This window comes from Hanstruepera sp. CR43, assembly GCF_055227665.1.
On record NZ_CP200078.1, the window covers coordinates 1,398,293 to 1,418,420 of the forward strand.

17 protein-coding genes and 2 tRNA genes are annotated in these 20,128 nt (G+C 35.0%); 12 read left to right on the forward strand and 7 right to left on the reverse strand.

What is annotated here, in order from left to right; translation table 11 throughout:
- The first annotated feature begins 66 nt into the window (after positions 1-66).
- Positions 67-1,326, forward strand: a complete 1,260-nt coding sequence (locus ACKXGU_RS06425) for a 3-deoxy-D-manno-octulosonic acid transferase (protein ID WP_463467229.1) — start codon at positions 67-69, stop codon at positions 1,324-1,326.
- Between the two features lie 109 nt (positions 1,327-1,435).
- The gene (locus ACKXGU_RS06430) at positions 1,436-1,747 is read left to right on the forward strand and encodes a hypothetical protein (protein WP_463467230.1); all 312 of its coding nucleotides are present in this window, start codon (positions 1,436-1,438) and stop codon (positions 1,745-1,747) included.
- A 113-nt stretch (positions 1,748-1,860) separates the two neighbouring features.
- On the opposite strand, the gene ACKXGU_RS06435 is transcribed toward ACKXGU_RS06430, so the two are convergent.
- The 3 genes from ACKXGU_RS06435 to mutS all read right to left on the reverse strand — a co-directional run bounded on the left by ACKXGU_RS06435 (position 1,861) and on the right by mutS (position 4,759).
- Positions 1,861-1,945 (reverse strand) — tRNA-Leu (locus ACKXGU_RS06435).
- Between the two features lie 31 nt (positions 1,946-1,976).
- Positions 1,977-2,048 (reverse strand) — tRNA-Gly (locus tag ACKXGU_RS06440).
- A gap of 95 nt (positions 2,049-2,143) precedes the next feature.
- Positions 2,144-4,759, reverse strand: a complete 2,616-nt coding sequence (mutS, locus tag ACKXGU_RS06445) for a DNA mismatch repair protein MutS (RefSeq protein ID WP_463467231.1) — start codon at positions 4,757-4,759, stop codon at positions 2,144-2,146.
- A gap of 122 nt (positions 4,760-4,881) precedes the next feature.
- Here mutS and ACKXGU_RS06450 point away from each other — a divergent pair, with 122 nt between their 5' ends.
- The 3 genes from ACKXGU_RS06450 (at position 4,882) to ACKXGU_RS06460 (ending at position 7,218) form a co-directional block, all read left to right on the forward strand.
- Positions 4,882-5,415, forward strand: a complete 534-nt coding sequence (locus ACKXGU_RS06450; RefSeq protein ID WP_463467232.1) for an RNA methyltransferase — start codon at positions 4,882-4,884, stop codon at positions 5,413-5,415.
- A 38-nt stretch (positions 5,416-5,453) separates the two neighbouring features.
- On the forward strand, positions 5,454-6,071 hold the full coding sequence (locus tag ACKXGU_RS06455) for a class I SAM-dependent methyltransferase (protein WP_463467233.1): 618 nt from the start codon (positions 5,454-5,456) through the stop codon (positions 6,069-6,071).
- A gap of 73 nt (positions 6,072-6,144) precedes the next feature.
- On the forward strand, positions 6,145-7,218 hold the full coding sequence (locus tag ACKXGU_RS06460; RefSeq protein ID WP_463467234.1) for a toxin-antitoxin system YwqK family antitoxin: 1,074 nt from the start codon (positions 6,145-6,147) through the stop codon (positions 7,216-7,218).
- A 3-nt stretch (positions 7,219-7,221) separates the two neighbouring features.
- On the opposite strand, the gene ACKXGU_RS06465 is transcribed toward ACKXGU_RS06460, so the two are convergent.
- Positions 7,222-7,707, reverse strand: a complete 486-nt coding sequence (locus tag ACKXGU_RS06465; protein WP_463467235.1) for a GyrI-like domain-containing protein — start codon at positions 7,705-7,707, stop codon at positions 7,222-7,224.
- On the reverse strand, positions 7,697-8,830 hold the full coding sequence (folK, locus tag ACKXGU_RS06470) for a 2-amino-4-hydroxy-6-hydroxymethyldihydropteridine diphosphokinase (RefSeq protein WP_463467236.1): 1,134 nt from the start codon (positions 8,828-8,830) through the stop codon (positions 7,697-7,699). The genes ACKXGU_RS06465 and folK overlap by 11 nt, the downstream gene beginning before the upstream one ends.
- 72 nt (positions 8,831-8,902) lie before the next feature.
- Here folK and ACKXGU_RS06475 point away from each other — a divergent pair, with 72 nt between their 5' ends.
- From ACKXGU_RS06475 to rpsU, 3 genes are all read left to right on the forward strand, one after another.
- Positions 8,903-9,607, forward strand: a complete 705-nt coding sequence (locus ACKXGU_RS06475) for a queuosine precursor transporter (RefSeq protein ID WP_463467237.1) — start codon at positions 8,903-8,905, stop codon at positions 9,605-9,607.
- A gap of 90 nt (positions 9,608-9,697) precedes the next feature.
- Complete coding sequence (locus tag ACKXGU_RS06480) at positions 9,698-12,325, forward strand: AsmA family protein (protein WP_463467238.1); 2,628 nt, start codon at positions 9,698-9,700, stop codon at positions 12,323-12,325.
- Between the two features lie 46 nt (positions 12,326-12,371).
- Positions 12,372-12,566: a 30S ribosomal protein S21 gene (gene rpsU / locus ACKXGU_RS06485; RefSeq protein ID WP_103051659.1), complete on the forward strand. Its 195-nt coding sequence runs from the start codon at positions 12,372-12,374 to the stop codon at positions 12,564-12,566.
- Between the two features lie 60 nt (positions 12,567-12,626).
- On the opposite strand, the gene ACKXGU_RS06490 is transcribed toward rpsU, so the two are convergent.
- Entirely contained in the window at positions 12,627-13,418 is a 792-nt protein-coding gene (locus tag ACKXGU_RS06490) for a DUF2797 domain-containing protein (RefSeq protein ID WP_463467239.1), read from the reverse strand.
- Between the two features lie 43 nt (positions 13,419-13,461).
- On the opposite strand from ACKXGU_RS06490, the gene ACKXGU_RS06495 reads away from it, so the two are divergent.
- Positions 13,462-14,982 carry a GH3 auxin-responsive promoter family protein gene (locus ACKXGU_RS06495; RefSeq protein WP_463467240.1) on the forward strand — a complete coding sequence of 507 codons (1,521 nt, stop codon included), beginning with the start codon at positions 13,462-13,464 and terminating at the stop codon, positions 14,980-14,982.
- 226 nt (positions 14,983-15,208) lie between these two features.
- Here the strand turns inward: ACKXGU_RS06495 and ACKXGU_RS06500 are convergent, their stop codons facing one another.
- Entirely contained in the window at positions 15,209-16,084 is an 876-nt protein-coding gene (locus ACKXGU_RS06500) for a MerR family transcriptional regulator (RefSeq protein ID WP_463467241.1), read from the reverse strand.
- A 150-nt stretch (positions 16,085-16,234) separates the two neighbouring features.
- Between ACKXGU_RS06500 and ACKXGU_RS06505 the strand changes: the two genes are divergently transcribed.
- The 3 genes from ACKXGU_RS06505 to ACKXGU_RS06515 all read left to right on the forward strand — a co-directional run bounded on the left by ACKXGU_RS06505 (position 16,235) and on the right by ACKXGU_RS06515 (position 20,102).
- The gene (locus tag ACKXGU_RS06505) at positions 16,235-17,665 is read left to right on the forward strand and encodes a fasciclin domain-containing protein (RefSeq protein ID WP_463467242.1); all 1,431 of its coding nucleotides are present in this window, start codon (positions 16,235-16,237) and stop codon (positions 17,663-17,665) included.
- 134 nt (positions 17,666-17,799) lie between these two features.
- The gene (locus ACKXGU_RS06510) at positions 17,800-19,269 is read left to right on the forward strand and encodes a phytoene desaturase family protein (protein ID WP_463467243.1); all 1,470 of its coding nucleotides are present in this window, start codon (positions 17,800-17,802) and stop codon (positions 19,267-19,269) included.
- Positions 19,266-20,102 (forward strand): phytoene/squalene synthase family protein, encoded by an 837-nt coding sequence (locus ACKXGU_RS06515; RefSeq protein ID WP_463467244.1) that lies wholly within the window; start codon positions 19,266-19,268, stop codon positions 20,100-20,102. Before ACKXGU_RS06510 ends, ACKXGU_RS06515 begins: the two co-directional genes overlap by 4 nt.
- The last annotated feature ends 26 nt before the right edge of the window (positions 20,103-20,128 follow it).

A 20,128-nucleotide genomic window follows, 5' to 3' on the forward strand; every position in this document is an offset into this window, starting at 1 on the left:
ACCCTTGCAAACCAATGAATGATTCGCTAATAATATTAATTTTAATCGGGATGTTATTTTAAAGAAATGTATTTTAGCAACAAAGTACAGACATTGGGTATTTTATACAATATTGGAATTCTATTAGCGCAACTTGGCCTCCAGGTGATTGCCTTATTCAATCATAAAATAAAATTAGGCGTTGGTGGTCGATCAGAAACATTCCAGATTTTAAAAAAAAGCATCCAAGAAACAGACAAATGTTTGTGGTTCCATTGTGCTTCTTTGGGAGAATTCGAGCAGGGACTGCCTGTATTTCAGGAAGTCAGAAAACAGTATCCAAATCACAAGATCGTACTCACTTTTTTCTCTCCTTCGGGTTATGAAGTTAGAAAAAACACAACTGTGGCTGACGTTGTATGCTATCTTCCGATAGATACGTCAATTAATGCCAATCGTTTTTTGAAGTTGGTCAATCCTGATTTAACCATTTTTGTAAAATATGACATTTGGCCAAACTACTTAAAGAAACTTAAAAAACGAGGCCATAAAGCCATATTGATTTCGGCTTTATTTCGAGAAAATCAATCCTATTTCAAGTTTTATGGTGGCTATATGAGAAACAAACTTTTTGCGTTTGAACATATTTTCACTCAAGATCTGAAATCGAAGGAGTTATTGGAGCAAATTGGTTATCATAATACAACTATTTCTGGAGACACCCGTTTTGACCGTGTTTACAGTCAATTGAGCCAAGACAATGAATTAGATTTCATTAAAACTTTCAAAAATGATTCTTTATGTCTTGTTGCAGGAAGTACATGGCCTGAAGACGAAAATGTTTTAATTGACTATATCAATAATGCTCCTGAAAATCTAAAATTTATAATTGCACCTCATAATATCAAAACTGGTCAAATACAAAAACTACGACAGCATCTCTCTAAAAAAACCATACTATACTCTGAAAAAGAAGGGCAAAACCTTACCGAATATTCTGTTTTAATAGTTGACACCATCGGACTACTCTCCAAAATTTATAGCTATGCTGATATTGCCTATGTAGGTGGTGCTATAGGCTCAACTGGTTTACACAATACTCTTGAACCAGCCGTATTTGGTATTCCAATTATTATTGGAACCCACTACGATAAGTACCCTGAAGCTAAAAACATGATTGAAATTGGTGGTATGTTCCCGGTTAAGGACGCCAACTCCTTTATTCTGATAATGAATAAGTTAGCTGACAATGAAACCTTTCGCGAAAATTCCGGAAGAAAAAATTTCAATTTTATCAAAAAAAATACTGGTGCCGTAATCCAAATTATAGACCACCTTCGTATATAGTCCTAAAAGTGCCGTTGATAACAATGTTAAAAAATGTTAAAAAAAATAATTAACATTCAGAATTAGTTATTAAATTCGCACTATTAATTAACACTAAAACTTTAAACTAATGAAAAAATTATTATTAAGTGTTGCTTTCTTATTAGCCTTAAGTATTTCTTTTACATCTTGTAGAGATGAGAAAAAAGCTGATTCTGCAGAGGAAGCTGTAGAAAATGCTGTTGATGCTACTGAAGAAACAATGGAAGATGCTGGTGATGCAGTTGAAGAAGCTGTAGAAGACGCTGGTGAAGCTATTGACGATGCTGTTGATGCTACTGGCGAAGCTATTGATAACGCTGCTGATGCTGTTGAAGAAACTGTTGATGATGCTGCTGACAAAGTAGACGAAAAAGCTAAAGAAGTTACAGGAGGTCACTAATCAGTGAATCTTTTGAAATAAAAAATGCCCTCCAACATGAGGGCATTTTTTATTTGGATACATTATGTAATGAAAACAAAAAAGCCGAAACATTAGTTTCGGCTTTTTTTCAGTACTGAAGGCGGGACTTGAACCCGCACGGCCATAATGGCCATTGGATTTTAAGTCCAACGTGTCTACCAATTCCACCACTTCAGCATCTCGACTTATTTTTCAAGAAAGTTTTCAGAGCGAAAGACGGGATTTGAACCCGCGACCCTCACCTTGGCAAGGTGATGCTCTACCCCTGAGCTACTTTCGCAATTTAAATGAACATACAATCTTGCGATTGCGGATGCAAATTTAAAATATTTCTAGGAAATGCAAAGCCTTTTTAAAAAAATAATGGATTTTATTTTAGGCATGTTTTTTCTTGACTAACATGCGTTTTATCTCATTGAGTTTCATGAGTGCTTCCACAGGAGTCAGGGTATTGATATCAATATGGAGGATCTCTTCTTTGATGTTCTCCAATAGTGGGTCGTCTAAATTAAAGAAACTCAATTGCATCTCATCATCTTTTAAGGATTTCACCTTATCCGTTAACTCCTCACTGGAATGCGATTTTTCTAATTTCCTTAATATCTTATTTGCGCGATGAATTACCTGTTGTGGCATACCAGCCATTTTAGCCACGTGAATACCAAAACTATGTTCACTACCACCTTCCACAAGCTTACGCAAAAAAAGCACGTTATCTTTCAATTCTTTAACCGAAACATTAAAATTTTTGATTCGCTCAAACGTTTCAGTCATTTCATTAAGCTCGTGATAATGGGTTGCAAATAAGGTTTTAGCTTTCGCTGGATGCTCATGTAAATACTCACTTATGGCCCAAGCTATGGAAATACCATCGTAAGTACTGGTACCACGACCAATTTCATCAAGCAAGACCAGGCTACGCTCTGAAATATTATTTAGAATAGATGCCGTTTCATTCATCTCCACCATAAAGGTCGATTCGCCCATAGAAATATTATCACTGGCTCCTACACGAGTAAAAATTTTATCAACGAGTCCAATTCTTGCTGATTTAGCAGGCACAAAACTACCTGTTTGCGCTAATAATACAATAAGTGCTGTTTGACGTAAAATAGCCGATTTACCAGACATGTTAGGCCCTGTAATCATAATCATTTGCTGTTTTTCACGGTCTAAATAGACATCATTGGCAATATAAGCCTCACTTGGTGGCAACTGCTTTTCGATTACAGGATGACGACCATCTTTGATATCTAAATCAAACGAATCGTCAATTGTTGGATAGGTATAATTATTATCATTGGCCAATTGTGCAAAGCCACACAAACAATCCATTTGACCAATTAAATGCGCATTCTGTTGTACAGGTTTGATATATTGAGTCATCCATTGAATCAATTCCGAAAACAATTGTTGTTCAATAGCCAGAATACGTTCTTCTGCCCCTAATATTTTGGCTTCATATTCTTTAAGCTCTTCCGTAATATAGCGTTCGGCATTGACCAATGTTTGCTTACGAATCCATTCTTGAGGCACTTTATCCTTATGCGTGTTACGAACTTCAATATAATAACCAAATACATTATTGGAAGCTATCTTTAAAGACGTAATACCGGTTCGCTCGCTTTCTCGCTCCAGCATTTGATCTAAATAGTCTTTTCCTGAAGTAGACAAAACCCGCAGTTCATCCAACTCTATTGAAAAACCATCAGCAATAGTATGCCCTTTTAACACATTCACAGGAGCATCTTCATTTAAAGTCTCTTTTATTTTTTCACGCAGTAAATCGCAACTTTGCAAGGTGCCACCTATAATATTGAGCGCTTCATTATCGGTATTTGAAGCCAAAGCCTTAATGGGAACTATGGCTTCCAAAGAGTTTTTAAGTTGAATAACTTCTCTGGGGTTCACCTTCGCAGTTGCAATCTTGGAAATCAAACGCTCCAGATCACCAATGTGCTTGATGTGGTTTTGGATTTTTTGAAGAATATACTTATTCTTCCTTAAATAGTCAACTACCTCATGACGCTGTTTAATTTTCTTGACATCTTTTAATGGCAATGCCAACCAGCGTTTGAGCATGCGCCCACCCATGGGCGAAATAGTTTTATCAATAACATTCAGCAAGGTTACCGCATTGTTATTGGTAGAATGATAAAGCTCTAAATTCCGAATGGTAAACTTATCCATCCACACATAATCATCTTCAGCTATGCGACTAATGGATGTGATATGTTGCAACTTGTGATGTTGTGTTTCGCCTAGATAATGAAGAATAGCTCCGGAAGCAATAATACCTTCATATAAATCTTCAATACCATACCCTTTTAATGTTTTGGTATTGAAATGCTTGATTAGAGTTTCATGGGCATAATCAGTTTGATAAACCCAATCTTCTAAATAAAAGGTGTGAAAATCCTGACCGAAGGTTTCATTGAAATGCATTCTTTTTTGCTTGGAAACCAATATTTCACTTGGGCTAAAATTCTGAAGTAATTTATCAATATATTCAGCATTTCCTTGGGAGGTGAGAAATTCACCAGTAGAGATATCCAAAAAAGAAATCCCATTAAAGTTTTTACCAAAATAAACCGAACATAAAAAATTATTGGACTTTGATTTCAGCACCTCATCATTCAAAGCGACTCCAGGAGTCACCAATTCGGTTACTCCACGTTTTACAATGGTTTTGGTTTGTTTGGGATCTTCCAACTGATCACAAATAGCCACGCGTTCACCGGCTTTAACTAATTTAGGTAAATACGTGTTTAAGGAATGGTGTGGAAAACCTGCTAGTTCGGTTTCGCTCTCACTGCCAGCGCCACGTTTGGTGAGGATAATATCCAATATTTTGGCTGTACGAACTGCATCTTCGCCAAAAGTCTCATAAAAATCGCCTACACGAAACAACAGCAGAGCATCTGGATACTTAGCCTTAATGGCATTGTACTGCTTCATTAACGGTGTTTCCTTCTTAACTTTTTTAGCCAATGTTTAACTGATTTTTATATGTTACTTTTGCATAAAATGTAGGATTGCTAAAGTACTTATTAATTTAAGGTTTTTAAAACCTGAAACTTATAAGTTATCTACAATTATCATAAGAAATTAACATGCGTAAATTAAAAAATAGCGAGCTGGACCGATTGAGTGTTGATGAGTTTAAAAACACCGAAAAGACGCCTTTAATTATTGTTTTGGACAATATCCGGAGTTTAAACAACATTGGATCGGTGTTTAGAACTAGCGATGCTTTTTTAATTGAAAAAATTTACCTCTGTGGCATTACGGCCAAACCACCACATAAAGATATTCATAAAACCGCCTTGGGTAGTACCGAAACAGTTGCTTGGGAATATGTTGAAAACACCATGGAATTAGTCAAAATACTTCAAGCTGAAAATATAATCGTTTGTTCCATTGAACAAGCCGAAAATGCTACCATGCTGAATGACTTTATGCCCAAACCTGACCAAAAATACGCTATGGTATTCGGCAATGAGGTCAAGGGTGTCCAGCAAGATGTGGTTTCTAATAGTGATGTTGTTCTAGAGATCCCTCAGTTTGGCACCAAGCATTCCTTAAATATATCTGTGAGTTGTGGTGTCGTGGTGTGGGATGTGTTTAGCAAGATTCAATCACTGTGATAAAAAAATCTAAAAAACCCTGGCCAACCAAAGCGGTTATGGAGCAAATCTATGACCAGCATCTGTGGGGTGGTAAGGAGTATGATTTTTATTCAGGAGAAGGTTCACACAGGGCACATATAGTCAAACCTTATATAGATAGTGTCAGAGCGTTTCTACAAAGCCATGAAAATCCTTTAACGGTTTGTGATTTAGGTTGTGGTGATTTTAACATTGGCAACCTATTGACACCTTATACCAAAAGTTATGTGGGTGTGGATATTGTTGAAGGACTCATTGAAAGAAACCAAAAGCTGTATCAGAATGACCATATAAATTTTGTCTGTCTCGATATTTCTAAAGACGAACTCCCTCAAGCAGATTGCATCATTATACGCCAAGTGTTACAACATTTATCCAATTCAGAAATACAAGATATTCTTAATAAGTTAACGACTTACCGATACATTATTCTAACCGAACACCTCCCCATGGGTGACTTTATTCCAAACCAAGATATCATTTCTGGGCAAGGCATCAGATTGAAAAACAACAGTGGTGTTGATATAATGCAACCGCCTTTTAATTTTAAAGTCGAAAACCAACAAGTGTTTAACGAGGTTATATTAGACAATAAAAAGGGACGAATTATGACCACATTGTTTACGGTTTATTAGATTGGCTTGGTTCTAACTATTAAAAAAACTAACTTCGTTTTTTACGTTAAGACTATTAAATCTTCTAGTTTATTTGAAAACAAAGTACTTACTTATAGCTTTACTGTTTCTTTCTTCTTGTAAAGATGATATTTCGAATGAGAGCTATAGAAATGAAAATTACGTTTTCTATCAAGAAAATGGAAAAAATGGAAAGTGGCTAAAAATCGATCCAGAATTAGATATGGAATTACCAAAATCTCACTCAACATACTTCTTCCCCAATGGGAGCAGATATGCAGAATTAGAAGTCATTGACAGTTTTCCTAACCGAATAATAAAATTCTACAACAAAAAGGATAAGTTAATGAGAACAACAACATACCGTTCTAATTCAATAAAAAGCGAGTTTTATGAAAATGGATATTACAATCAATATCACTCTAATCTTGGAATAATTCAATCTGAAGGACTAATTGAAAATAACATGTCTCAAGGAAGGTGGAAATTCTATAGAAAAGACGGATCTCTTAAGCAAATAGTTCATTATGTCAATGATACTTTGATGGGGATGAGAGAAGATTATTGGGAAAACGGGAACCTTGAAGGATCAGTAAACATTATAAATGGTATTCATAATGGTGAATCTCTACATTACTATGAAAACGGTCATCTAAAAGAGAAAAACTTTCTTAAAAATGGTGAATTTCATGGTTCAATGACAAAATATTATCAAAATGGAAATATTGAGTCGGACAGAACTTATTGGAATGGCAAACTCATTGACACGTGCAAAAGTTTTTATGAGAATGGACAGTTGAAACTCCTACAGTTTTTCAATTTGGACACAATTTCTATGAATACTAGCGGTTATGAAATTAAATATTATCCAAATAAGAAAACAAACTACGAAGCAACGTTTGATGGTAAAAAATCAAATATAACTTTATACTATGAAAATGGTCATCTAAAAGAGAAATCCATTAAATGGAATGGTAAACATCATGGAGAGTTTACAGCTTATTATGATTCTGGTAAAAAACAACTTGAAGGAGTTGCTAACCATGGTTTTTTTAATGGAAAAATAAAATATTATAATGATAAAGGAAATCTAATCAAAACCGTTAATTATGATAACGGAACAGCATTGGATTCAATTATACATTAAAATTCAATTTAATCTCACAGGCACCCAAACCTGTTCTTCATTAATCAAGTTTTTCGGATTGTAGCTTTCAGGTAACTTTTCAAAATGTGGTCTGTTGTCTAATTCGTATTTAGAATTTGGCAACCAATCAGTTAAAGTGATTTGCCAGAGCTTTGGGAAATCGGCCAAGCTCCCCTTATAGTCAACCACTAAAAAGTCGCCTCCTTTTAAAATGAAGGGCAGCATGCCTTCAGGAACGTGGTTATGATTTTCAACTTCAACAGCTACCCATTTATAAAAGGTGGTTTGTGGTGTTATCTTATTAAAATCCTGGTCAGCATAATCTTGAATAGAAAAACTATGTGTCCCTACTCTGCCTACAATCTCATGTCTTCTAGGCATAAACTGTCTTGCCAATTTACCTATTTCCATAGACATAGTCTGTAACGTTACTTGGGCTTTCATGCCAACAACCAAGATATCGTTTTGGGTAACGAACCTATATTCCATTATTAATTTCGTTTAAAATCCACAGGTAGTCTTCACGGTTTTTTACAAAATCCCGATCGGAAATATCAATGGTTTTGACATTCAAATCTGTTTGATTCTTTAGGAACTCGAGATATCCAGCATTGATTTTATCCAGATAGTCATTGTCGATATTCTGCTCATAATCGCGACCGCGTTTTTTGATATTTTCCTGTAAACGCTCTGTATTCTGATAGAGATACACGTATAATTCGGGTTTGGCAATATCTTTGTACATTAGGTAAAACAAGCGTCGGTACAATCTGAACTCGTCTTCAGGCAAAGTGATTTTTGAGAAAATTAAAGATTTATAGATGTCATAATCGCTTACAATAAAATCCTTAAACAAATCCAATTGCGATAAATCGTCAGAAATTTGTTGGTATCGATCCGCCAGAAAACTCATTTCCAAAGTAAAGGCATAGCGCTTCGCATCTTCATAAAACTTCGGCAAAAACGGATTGTCGGCAAATCGTTCCAAAATGAGTTTGGCATTGTAATCAATTGAGATTTTGGTAGCCAAACTAGTTTTACCGGCACCAATATTACCTTCAATGGCTATATAATTAAATTGCGACAAACCATATTGCTTGCTTGGGTTCTTCAACCAAATATTAATCGGTTCCAAAACGCTGTCATCATTACAGTTATTAAGCAATTCTAAAATAGGTACTTTCAATACAGGATGTTCCTGTTTTGGAGCAATTTCATAGAGTGGCTGTAATACAAACCGACGATTTGGAATTTGTGGATGCGGAATAGTGAGTTCTTTAGTATGAATAATCTCATCATTAAACAATAAAATATCTAAGTCAATGATTCGCGATTCATAGCCACCTGATTGGGTACGCTCACGACCCATTTGCGATTCGATTTTTAAAAGGCCTTCCAAAACCTCTTGGGCCGATAAATCAGTTAAAAGCATCAAACAGGTATTCAGGAAATCAGGACCTTTAAATCCTAAAGCCGGTGTATTGTAGACTTTAGCTATCAGCTTTACATTGCCAACTTGCTTAAAAATGGCATCAACTGCCAATTGCAAGTTTTGTAATCGGTCACCTTGATTACTTCCCAGAGATATATAAACAGCATTTTGTTGACTCATAGCGCATGCCAAAATAACTAAAAGAAAATTTAATAGTTTATATTTACAAAGCCTATTTATCCACAATTTTAAATGACTTTAAAAGACCGATTACTAGCCCATCGTATTTATTTACTTCTGGCAGCACTATTTATTACCTCGTTGGTAGTTTCCAATCTCATCTTTCAAAAGTTTTTTTATTGGTATCCTATAGATGTTGAGATTTTCGGGACCAAGTTATTTGAAATTTCGGTGGGTATTCTGCCCTATCCCATTACCTTTTTAATAACAGACTTAATCAGTGAGATTTATGGCAAAAAAGCCGCCAATCAAGTGGTGGTTACGGGGATTTTTGCATCATTTTTCTCCATGCTTATTGTGTATACAGCCAATGCTGTTCCGGCTACACCATGGTCCCCAGTAACAGATGATTTATTTACAACTGTTTTTGGCAGTACGGCTATTGCCGTGTTGGCCAGCATGCTAGCTTACTTATTTGCACAGTTTGTGGATATTCAAATCTATCATTTTTGGAAACGCCTGACGAAAGGCAAACATCTGTGGTTACGGAATAATTTTTCAACCTTTTTCTCCCAGTTTGTGGATACCTGTACCATTTTATTGCTGCTGTGCTCATTCCATATTATTGAATGGGATAAATTTCTGGGTTTATTGATAGCTGGATTTTTATTTAAGGTCTTGATTGCCATACTGGACACACCATTTCTATATCTAGGTGTTTTTCTGTTCAGAAGGCGATTTAAGCTGAAAATAAATGATGAAATCCCTTTGCAGTAATTACTAAAGTTTTATTAAAGTTTTGGTTTCAGGCAACCTTTAGGTTATTCTGTACGTATATACTGATAGCTAAACACTTAATCACATTTTATGAAAAAAGTATTCAAAATTATTGGAATTACTTTACTTATCTTCTTACTAATTTTATTCGCTATACCTTTTGTATTGCAATCTCAAATAGAAACCATTGTACAGCGTTATGCCGACGAAAACCTAAATGCCAAGGTATCTTTTAGTTCGGCAAACTTAAGCTTAATTAAAAGTTTCCCTAATGCTCAGGTTGACATTAATGACCTAGCTATAACTAATTACAAACCCTTTGAAGGTGAAACTTTGGCAACATCCAAATCCATTTCATTAACCTTGCCTATTGCTGAAGTTTTTAAGACTTCCGAAGATGAGGCTTTGATTATCAACAAAATTTATATTGATGAAACCCTTTTAACACTTAAAACCAATAAACTAGGCGATGTTAATTATGACATTTTAAAGCCATCCCAAAACAATGATCAAGATCTTTCTGACTCGAGTGGCTTTACATTTGATGTTCAAGACTATCGTATTGAAAACAGTGCGCTTACCTATATTGATGAGACTAACAATACCACATTTTACATAACAGAGTTCAACCATATTGGGAAAGGGACTTTCTCGGGTGATATCTCAGAATTGGACACTAAAACTGATGCGCGCTTGAGTTTAACCATAGACAGCACCAATTACTTAAACAACAACACCTTAAAACTAGATGCGCTAATTGATTTAGATTTAGTGAATAACAAATACACATTTAAAGAAAACAAAGGGTATATCAATGATCTTTTGTTGGAATTTAATGGTTTTGTACAACAGCTTGATAATGGCCAGCAATTTGATTTGTCCTTTCAAAATCCTGGTGCCTCATTTAAGGACTTTCTGGCTGTTATCCCGTCTAATTATTCTAAAAGCATTGCCGATGTAGAAACACAGGGTGATTTTAAAGTGAATGGTATTATTAAGGGTCTGCTTTCAGAGGAGACCATTCCAGAGTTGGATATTAGCATGATATCAAACAATGCCTCATTTAAATACCCTGATTTACCAAAACGCGTTGAAAATATTTCAATAGATGCCGACTTAAAAAACACAACTGGTAATCCCGATGAAACCTTTATAAACATAGACAGGTTTAATTTTAAGATTGATGCTGATGAATTCAAATCTTCGGCAACGCTTAAGAATATTACCGAAAACATGTTGGTGAATGCGAATATAGATGGCACTTTAAATCTTGCCAATATTTCGAAGGCCTACCCTATTGAACTTGAAAAGGAATTGAGCGGTATCCTAAAAGCTAAACTGAATACCGAATTTGATATGAATGCCATTGAAACCAATGCTTATAATCGAATCAAAAACAATGGAACGGCCAGTGTTTCTGATTTTGTGTTTTCTTCTGAAGATATTGTCAATCCCATTCATATAAAAACGGCTCAAATGAGTTTTAATCCAGGAACCGTATCGTTAAATACATTCAATGCAATTTCAGGTAACAGTGATATTTCTGCAACGGGAACCATTACCAATTTATTAGGTTTCTTGTTGAGTGACAAAAACCTTCAAGGAAATTTCAATGTGAATTCCAAACAATTTTTGGTAAGTGATTTTATGGTAGCTGATGACGATTCTAAAGAATCGAACAAAACAACTTCCGAAGGAGAATCACTGAAAATTCCGGCCTTTTTGGATTGCACCATTAATGCCAACGTTCAAACAGTGGTTTATGACAACCTCAATCTAAAAAATGTTACGGGTAAACTTGTTATAAAAGATCAAATAGCCAGTCTAAAAAATATGACCTCGAACATTTTTGATGGTAAAATGACTATTGCTGGTGATGTTAATACCCAAGCGAAAACACCTTCATTCAATTTAAATTTAGGAGCTGATGGATTTGATATTGCACAATCGTTCACCGATTTAGATTTATTGCAAGCCTTGGCACCAATAGCCAAGGTATTTAATGGTAAATTAAATTCAACCATCAACTTACAAGGTCTGCTGAACGAATCGTTTTCACCCAATTTACAGACTGTTTCAGGAAATGCATTTGCCGAATTAATGACTACCCAATTCAATTCGGACAACAGTAATGTTTTAAAAGCATTAGAAGACAAAATAAGTTTTGTTGACTTTAATAAATTAAATCTAAAGGATTTAAAAACCTCTTTGACTTTTGAGGATGGCGGTGTGAATGTGAAACCAATTTATTTAAAATATGACGATGTTGATATAGCTGTCGCTGGAAACCATGGATTTGACAAAACTATGGACTACAATGTGGTTTTTAATGTCCCAGCAAAATATTTGGGTAGTGACGTTAACAGGCTTATAGGGCAAATAAACGACCCAGAAGTCAATAAAATTAGTATTCCCGTTACTGCTAACTTGACAGGATCTTTTACAAATCCTCAAGTGAAAACGGATTTAAGTTCAAGTGTTTCCAACTTAATGAATCAATTAGTAGAAATACAAAAACAAAAATTATTGAATCAAGGGGAAGAAACAGTCAAGGAAATTTTGGGAGGTATTATTACTGGGAATTCAGAAAACACCAATGATTCTTCAAGCGCACAAGATTCAACTTCAAGCAACACAACCAGCGGCCAACAAACCATTAAAAATATTTTGGGAGGTATTCTAAATAAGAATAAAAAGGAAAAGGATACGCTTAATTAAAATAATTACCGTAACTTATAAAAAATTTAAGAATTAAACAGAATTTATGATTAAAATAGAGATTAAAGAAGGCGAAAATATCGAAAGAGCTTTAAAACGTTACAAACGTAAACACAGAAACGTCAAGGTTATGCAAAATTTGAGAGAAAGACAGTTTTTTACTAAACCTTCTGTTAAACGCAGACGTGAAATTCAAAAAGCATCATATATACAAAGCTTAAGAGATCAAGAAGATATTTAGTCTTTTTAAACTTACGCCATTTTAAAAAACGCACTATTTAAACATAGCGCGTTTTTTATTTTATAGACTCAATCCTATCACAAGACCTTCGTTAGATCGAATATTAAAAACCGTATCATCGTCAAAAATCAAATACTGCCCTTTAATACCCACCAGTTTCCCTGAATATTGTTTCTCTTTGGCCAAGTTTAAGCTTTTAGGTTTTTCTGGATACTTGTCAACAGGAAAAACCAAATTGGTTTCTGTATTATTAGCAATGTAATAGTCATGCGCTTCTTCAGGAATGTAAGATTTTAAACGTTCACGCCATGCTACCAAATCTTCATCTTGTATGTCATTCTTTAACATGGTGCGCCAATTGGTTTTATCACTAACATGCTCTTTAAGTGCTACCTCCGTTATCCCTGCCAAATACCTATTGGGCACTTCAACAATCTCAATGGCTTCATGAGCACCTTGGTCTATCCATCGCGTGGGCACCTGACTTTTCCGGGTTACACCTACTTTAACATTACTGGAATTTGCCAAATACACTATATGGGGTTGCAACTGTACCTTCTTTTCATATTCCAGATCTCGATCTTCTTGATCCAAATGCGCTGTGCTCAATTCAGGTCGCATAATCCAATCAGCTGCTTGTGGAATGTCATAAAAACAACTTTTACAGAAGCCTTGTCTATAAATGGGCTTGTTTAAGCCACAGTTTAAACACTGATAACCAACAAACTCTAAAGCTATTTGTTTTTCCAATAATTGGTTCATATTAATAAAGTCATTCTCAAACACCAAATAGTATTGAATTGGCTCCAGAAACTCACTCTCCATTTTTGTCAGAACACCTTGGTAGGTCATAAAAAAAAGTATTATTTTTAGTTTTTTTAAAGATAATGCAAATATGCCAATTCCTATAGTAAATTCAATTGCTTCATGGTTTTTAAAAAAACGATTTCATCAAATTGAATTGTTTTTAAAATACCCCAATGAAGTACAAACAGAATTACTAAACAACTTGTTGGCTAAAGCAAAAGACACCGAGCTTGGTAAAAAATATAGCTTTGAATCCATCAATAGTTATCAAGCATTTACGGAGCAGATTCCTATATCAACTTACGAAGACTATCAAGACTATATTGAGCGATCGCGTCTGGGCGAAGATAACATCTTTTGGCCGCAACCCATAAAATGGTTCGCCAAATCCAGTGGCACTACTAACGCGAAAAGCAAATTTATCCCTGTTAGTGAAGATTCATTAGAAGATTGTCATTACGCAGCGAGTAAAGATTTGCTTTGCATGTACCTCAACAACAATGAAGACTCTCAATTATTCACTGGAAAAAGTTTAAGACTTGGAGGCAGTAAAGAACTTTATAAAGAAAACGGAACCGTTTTTGGAGATCTTTCAGCCATACTTATAGATAACATGCCTTTTTGGGCTGAATTCAGTAGCACCCCAAGTAGCAAAGTTTCATTAATGAGTAACTGGGAAGAAAAAATGCAAGCCATCGTAAATGAAACAATTCAAGAAAATGTTACCAGTTTGGCAGGTGTGCCTTCTTGGATGCTTGTACTACTTAATAATGTTTTGGAGGAAACGGGCAAAGACAATCTTTTTGATATTTGGCCCAACCTAGAAGTGTACTTTCATGGAGGCGTGAGTTTTCTGCCTTATGTTGATCAGTATAAAAAAATTCTACCCAAAAAAGATTTTAGATATTACGAAATTTATAATGCCTCTGAAGGTTTCTTTGCCATACAAGATCAAAATAGATCCAGTGAATTATTGTTGATGTTAGACTACGGCATATTTTATGAATTTATTCCTATGGATACCTATGGCACCAAAAACGAAAAAGTTATTCCACTGAGTGAGGTAGAAGTCAATAAAAATTATGCGGTAATCATTACTACTAATGCTGGGCTTTGGCGCTATAAAATTGGTGACACGGTAAGGTTTACATCTGTCAACCCATATAGAATAAAAGTTTCAGGAAGAACCAAACATCATATTAATGCATTTGGAGAAGAGTTAATCATTGAAAATGCCGAAGATGCACTGAAAAAAGTGTGTAAAAAAACCAAATCAGAGATTGTAGATTATACAGCAGCACCCATTTTTATGGATGGCAAAGAAAAAGGAGCCCATGAATGGCTCATCGAGTTCAAGACACCTCCTAATGATATTGATTATTTCAACGAACTGCTAGACAATGCTTTAAAAGCCTTGAATTCAGATTACGAAGCCAAACGCTACAACAACATGACCTTGAATAAACCTAAAATCCATATGGCTAGAGAACGTTTGTTCTATGATTGGCTTAAGGAGAATAATAAATTAGGCGGTCAACACAAAGTTCCCAGATTATCAAATTCGCGAAATTATTTAGACGATTTATTAAATTTAAATCATAGTATTTAAACGAAGAAATTAGCCAAAAAAAAACTGTAATCGAATTTAAAAGGTGGTTAATCTAAAAATTAATACAGTCTCTTTATTCTTACAAAAAAAATGATAGTTTTACAGAGCTATTAATCATTGAACAATATACTTTATTCATAATGTATAAGTATTAATTAACAACTATCCATACAACCAAATAAAAAACCCACTCGATTGAGTGGGTTCTTTTTTTTGATGAAAGCCATCAATCTTTCTCTTTCAGTTTATCTATAAAATCTTCAGGTGTTGGTAAATAAAATACCCTTTTATCATTTTTTATTTCGTCTATGTTATCAGGGTTACCGGAAACCCACAATGGTGTGTTTCCCGCATGGGCAAATAGGTCATCGACTTTGGGTATGATTGTTTTATGAATTGGTGTGACGAACATGGTGAACATAACATCTGGTTTGACATCTTGTAAAACCTGTTTCAAATTGACTATGGGAACATTTTGTCCCAAGTAGTAAACTTTCCACCCCATTTTTCTTGCGATATAATAAGCAAGCAAAAGACCTAACTCATGATGCTCATATTCTGTGAGAAACATCACAATTGAAGGTGACTCATTTTTCGAATAAGGCAATTGGTCAATGGAGGAGTAAAATCGTTTTTTGATAAGACTTGAGATAAAGTGCTCTTGCGCTGGCATAACTTTATCAATTCCCCAAAGCACACCAACCTGATTCAAAAATGGATAAATAATTTCAACGGTAGTGGCTAAAAGACCCCGTTTGATTATTTGTTCTTTAAAAATTTGGTCAAACGCCCTTTCATCCATATCTAACATGGCTGAAATCATTGCATTTATTTCAGCTTCATGGTGTGCATCTGATACCTGATTACTAACCGCTTCATGGATTTCAGATTCAGACATTTTATCAATCTTTGATATTCTAAAGCCATTTTTGGTCAATAAGCTGATGTTCAGCAGTTTTTTAAGCTGTGCATCTGAATAGTACCTGATGTTGGTATCCGTTCTTTCGGGATCAATTATATTATATCGTGTTTCCCACTTTCGCAAGGTATGCGCATTGATACCTGTTAAAGTCACGATTTGCGCCATAGTGTATTTACTCATGTCTAGCAATTTACTGTACAAACTTATACAAAAAAAATTAATATTCATAATGAACAAATTTATTTTTGTCTAGTTTTTTTAATTTTTAATTTGACAATATTAAATTTATTTATACATTTGTCTAGTGTTTAACTAAAAACAATTGACAAAATGAAAAATTTAAAAATTACTTTACTATTATTTTGCCTGGCCTTTGTAGGCGTTTCATGTAGTAGTGATGATGACAACTCCACGCCCTCAAATCCGAACCCACAACAACAAAATATTGTTGAGATAGCCCTTGACACTCCTGAATTATCAACCCTAGTAGCCGCATTGACTAGAGCAGACGGAAACTTGGTTAGTGTTTTAAATGGTGATGGCCCATTTACCGTTTTAGCACCTACCAATGCTGCCTTTACGGCGTTTTTAAATCAAAACGGTTTTGCTTCTTTAGAAGATGTTCCTACTGACGTGCTTTCTCAAATCTTATTAAACCACGTAATTATGGCAGATGTAACCTCTACTGATTTGGTTGCCATGGGTGCAGGATACGCTTCAGGAAGTGCTACTGGTGCTACAGGGATGAACATTAGTATTTATTTCGACACATCAAATGGTGTTCGATTTAATAATGCTGGAACTGTAACCACGCCAGATATTGACGCGTCAAATGGTACCATTCATATTATTAACGGCGTATTAGGCCTGCCTGACATTGTTGACCATGCAATTAATAACTCTGCTTTTTCAAGTTTAGTGACCGCATTGGGTGCTGCTGATGGTGATTTGGTTTCAGATTTGAGATTAGATGGACCTTATACGGTTCTTGCTCCTGACAACGATGCGTTCGAAACATTCCTTGATGGTGTACCATTAGGTAGTGTTGATACGGCTGTTTTAAGACAAATTCTTTTAAATCATGTTTTAACTGATGCTGTAAATGCCGAAACACTAGTAGATGCTGGAGCAGGATATACAAATACTTTAGCCACAGGTGCTGGTGGTAATGCTATGAGTTTGTATTTTAATACGAGCAGCGGTGTCAGTTTTAATGGTTTTTCTAATGTATTTGAGGCAGATGTTGTGGGAACCAATGGTATCATTCATGCTGTTGATGCTGTAATTGGCTTACCAACAGTGGTGACATTTGCTGCGGCAGATCCTAACTTCTCTACGCTAGTTTCAGCATTAACTGATTTAACTCCAGGTACAGATTTTGCAGGGATTTTATCAAGAACTTCCGGTAGTAATGCTGATGGTATTAATCCAGATTACACTGTTTTTGCCCCAACTAATGATGCTTTTGATGCCCTAATTCAAGAACTTGGAGGTGTTCCAGATGAAGCTACTTTGACAACGGTCTTATTGTATCATGTTGCAAGTGAAGCCAACGTAACATCCAGTGATCTTATGCCTGGTGCGAATATGGTCACATCTTTACAAGGAGGTTCTTTTACTTTAAATGTCCCAGGAACTGGAGATAACATAGCCGATATAACTGACGGATCTGGTGCCACCGATATAGGTGTAGTCGCTGTAGATGTTCAAGCAGCTAACGGTGTCATACATGTAATTAATAAGGTTATGTTACCAAACTAATATTGGAATTAGTCAATTTTAAAAATCATTTCTTAAAAACGATCTAGTTTCAGTTGTTTTAAGTTAGTTAGTTAGTCAACCGGTAACTCAATATGGTTATCGGTTGACTTCATTAAAAAAACGTAAATTTAAAGATGTCCGCTAAAAACATTATCATCATCGGTTCAGGGTTTTCATCACTCTCTGCTGCCTGCTATCTAGCCAATAGTGGACATACCGTTACTGTTTTAGAGAAAAACAAAACAGTTGGTGGACGTGCCCGCCAATTAAAGAAAGATGGTTTTACATTTGATATCGGGCCTACTTTTTATTGGATGCCTGATGTTTTTGAGCGATTCTTTAATGATTTTAATAAATCCACTAAAGATTATTACAAACTAGAAAAACTTAATCCAGCCTATCAAATATACTTTGGAAAAGATGATTCAGTTAGTATTTCTGATAACCTTGAAAATATTAAAGAAACATTCGAATCCATAGAGCTAGGAAGTGGTGAAAATTTACAAAAGTTCATTGACAAGGCTCAAATAAACTATAACATAGCCATAAAAGATTTAGTTTATAAGCCTGGTGAAAACATTTTCGAAATTATCAATGGTAAAACATTTTTAAAACTTCATGAGTTTATACAAACTATCAAAAATCAAGTTTCTGGTTATGTTAAAAATGAAAAATTACAAAAGATACTAGAATTCCCAGTGTTATTCCTGGGGGCGAAACCAAGTAACACACCGTCTTTCTATAATTTCATGAATTATGCAGACTTTAAGCTGGGAACTTGGCATCCAAAAGGTGGCATGTATCAAGTTGTTCAAGCCATGAATACCCTTGCAACAAGTCTAGGTGTGACTGTTCTAACTGATTCTGAAGTTAGTAATATAGAAATTGTTGGCGGTAAAGTTTCACAAGTTAACACTAAAACAAAATCCTATGACTGTGATATTTTGTTAAGTGGCGCAGACTATCATCATACTGAATCGCTTTTACCTCAAAAGTTCAGGCAATATTCAGAAACCTTCTGGGATAAAAAAACGTTTGCTCCTTCAGCCTTATTATTCTATGTTGGTTTTAATAAAAAGCTGAAGAATATCTCTCATCACACCTTATTTTTTGACACGGATTTTGAAGCTCATGCCAAAACCATTTATGACACCAAAGAATGGGCTGAAAAACCGTTGTTCTATGCCAGTTTTCCGAGTATAACAGATGATTCATCTGCTCCAGAAGATAAAGAAGCTGGTATTTTCCTTATTCCAATCGCTCCAGATATTGAGGACACTCAAGCCATTCGAGAACGTTATTTTGATCAACTTATAACCCGATTGGAAACTATTACTGGGGAAACCCTCAGAGAACATATTTTGTTCAAAGAATCTTACTGTGTTAAAGATTTTAAAGAAGACTACCATTCCTATAAAGGCAATGCTTATGGTTTAGCTAATACCTTAATGCAAACGCACATCTTAAGACCAAAATTAAAAAGTAAAAAAGTATCGAACTTATATTTCTGTGGCCAGTTAACGGTTCCTGGACCTGGAGTTCCGCCATCCCTTATTTCTGGCAAAATTGTCAGTGATTTAATCAACAAATATCACAAATTATGAAAGCACTATTTGACAAATCCAGTTTAAAATGCAGTAAAATTGTAACCAATTCATACAGCACGTCATTTTCACTTGGTATAAAACTGTTCGCCCCTTCAATCAGGCCAGCCATTTATGCCATTTATGGTTTTGTACGCTATGCTGATGAAATAGTTGATTCATTTGAAAACTACGATCAAAGTGAACTATTTAAAGATTTTGTTGATGAATATCATAAGGCTCTGGAACGAAAAATAAGTCTAAACCCTATTATAAACTCGTTTCAAGAAGTAGCCAGACATTATAAGCTAGAAAACTACGCTGAAGACTTCCTAAAGCGTATGGAAGCTGACTTGTATGTTTCAGATTATACTACCCAAGAAGATTATGAGAATTATATTTATGGTTCTGCTGATGTTGTTGGACTCATGTGTTTGCGGGTTTTTGTAAATAATGATGAAGAAAAATTCAACGATTTAAAACACGCAGCTAAACATTTAGGGTCTGCATTCCAGAAAGTTAATTTTTTAAGGGATTTTAAAGATGATACTGAAAAACTGGGCAGATCCTATTTCCCCAACTTATCCAGTAACGCGTTGAACAATGTTTCGAAAAAAGAAATTGTTCAAGATATCGAACAGGATTTACAAATAGCGTACAAAGGAATCATTCAGTTACCCATGGAAAGTAAGCTTGGCGTTTATATTGCTTATAGATACTATTTAAAGTTACTTAAAAAACTAAAAAAAGCTGATTCCAAAAAAATAGCCACTGAACGCATCAGAATTTCAAATGGATTGAAATTGTTCATACTAACCAAATCTTACATTAGATATAAATTACATGCTTTTTAATAAGCTTAAATTTTCTTACATTACGA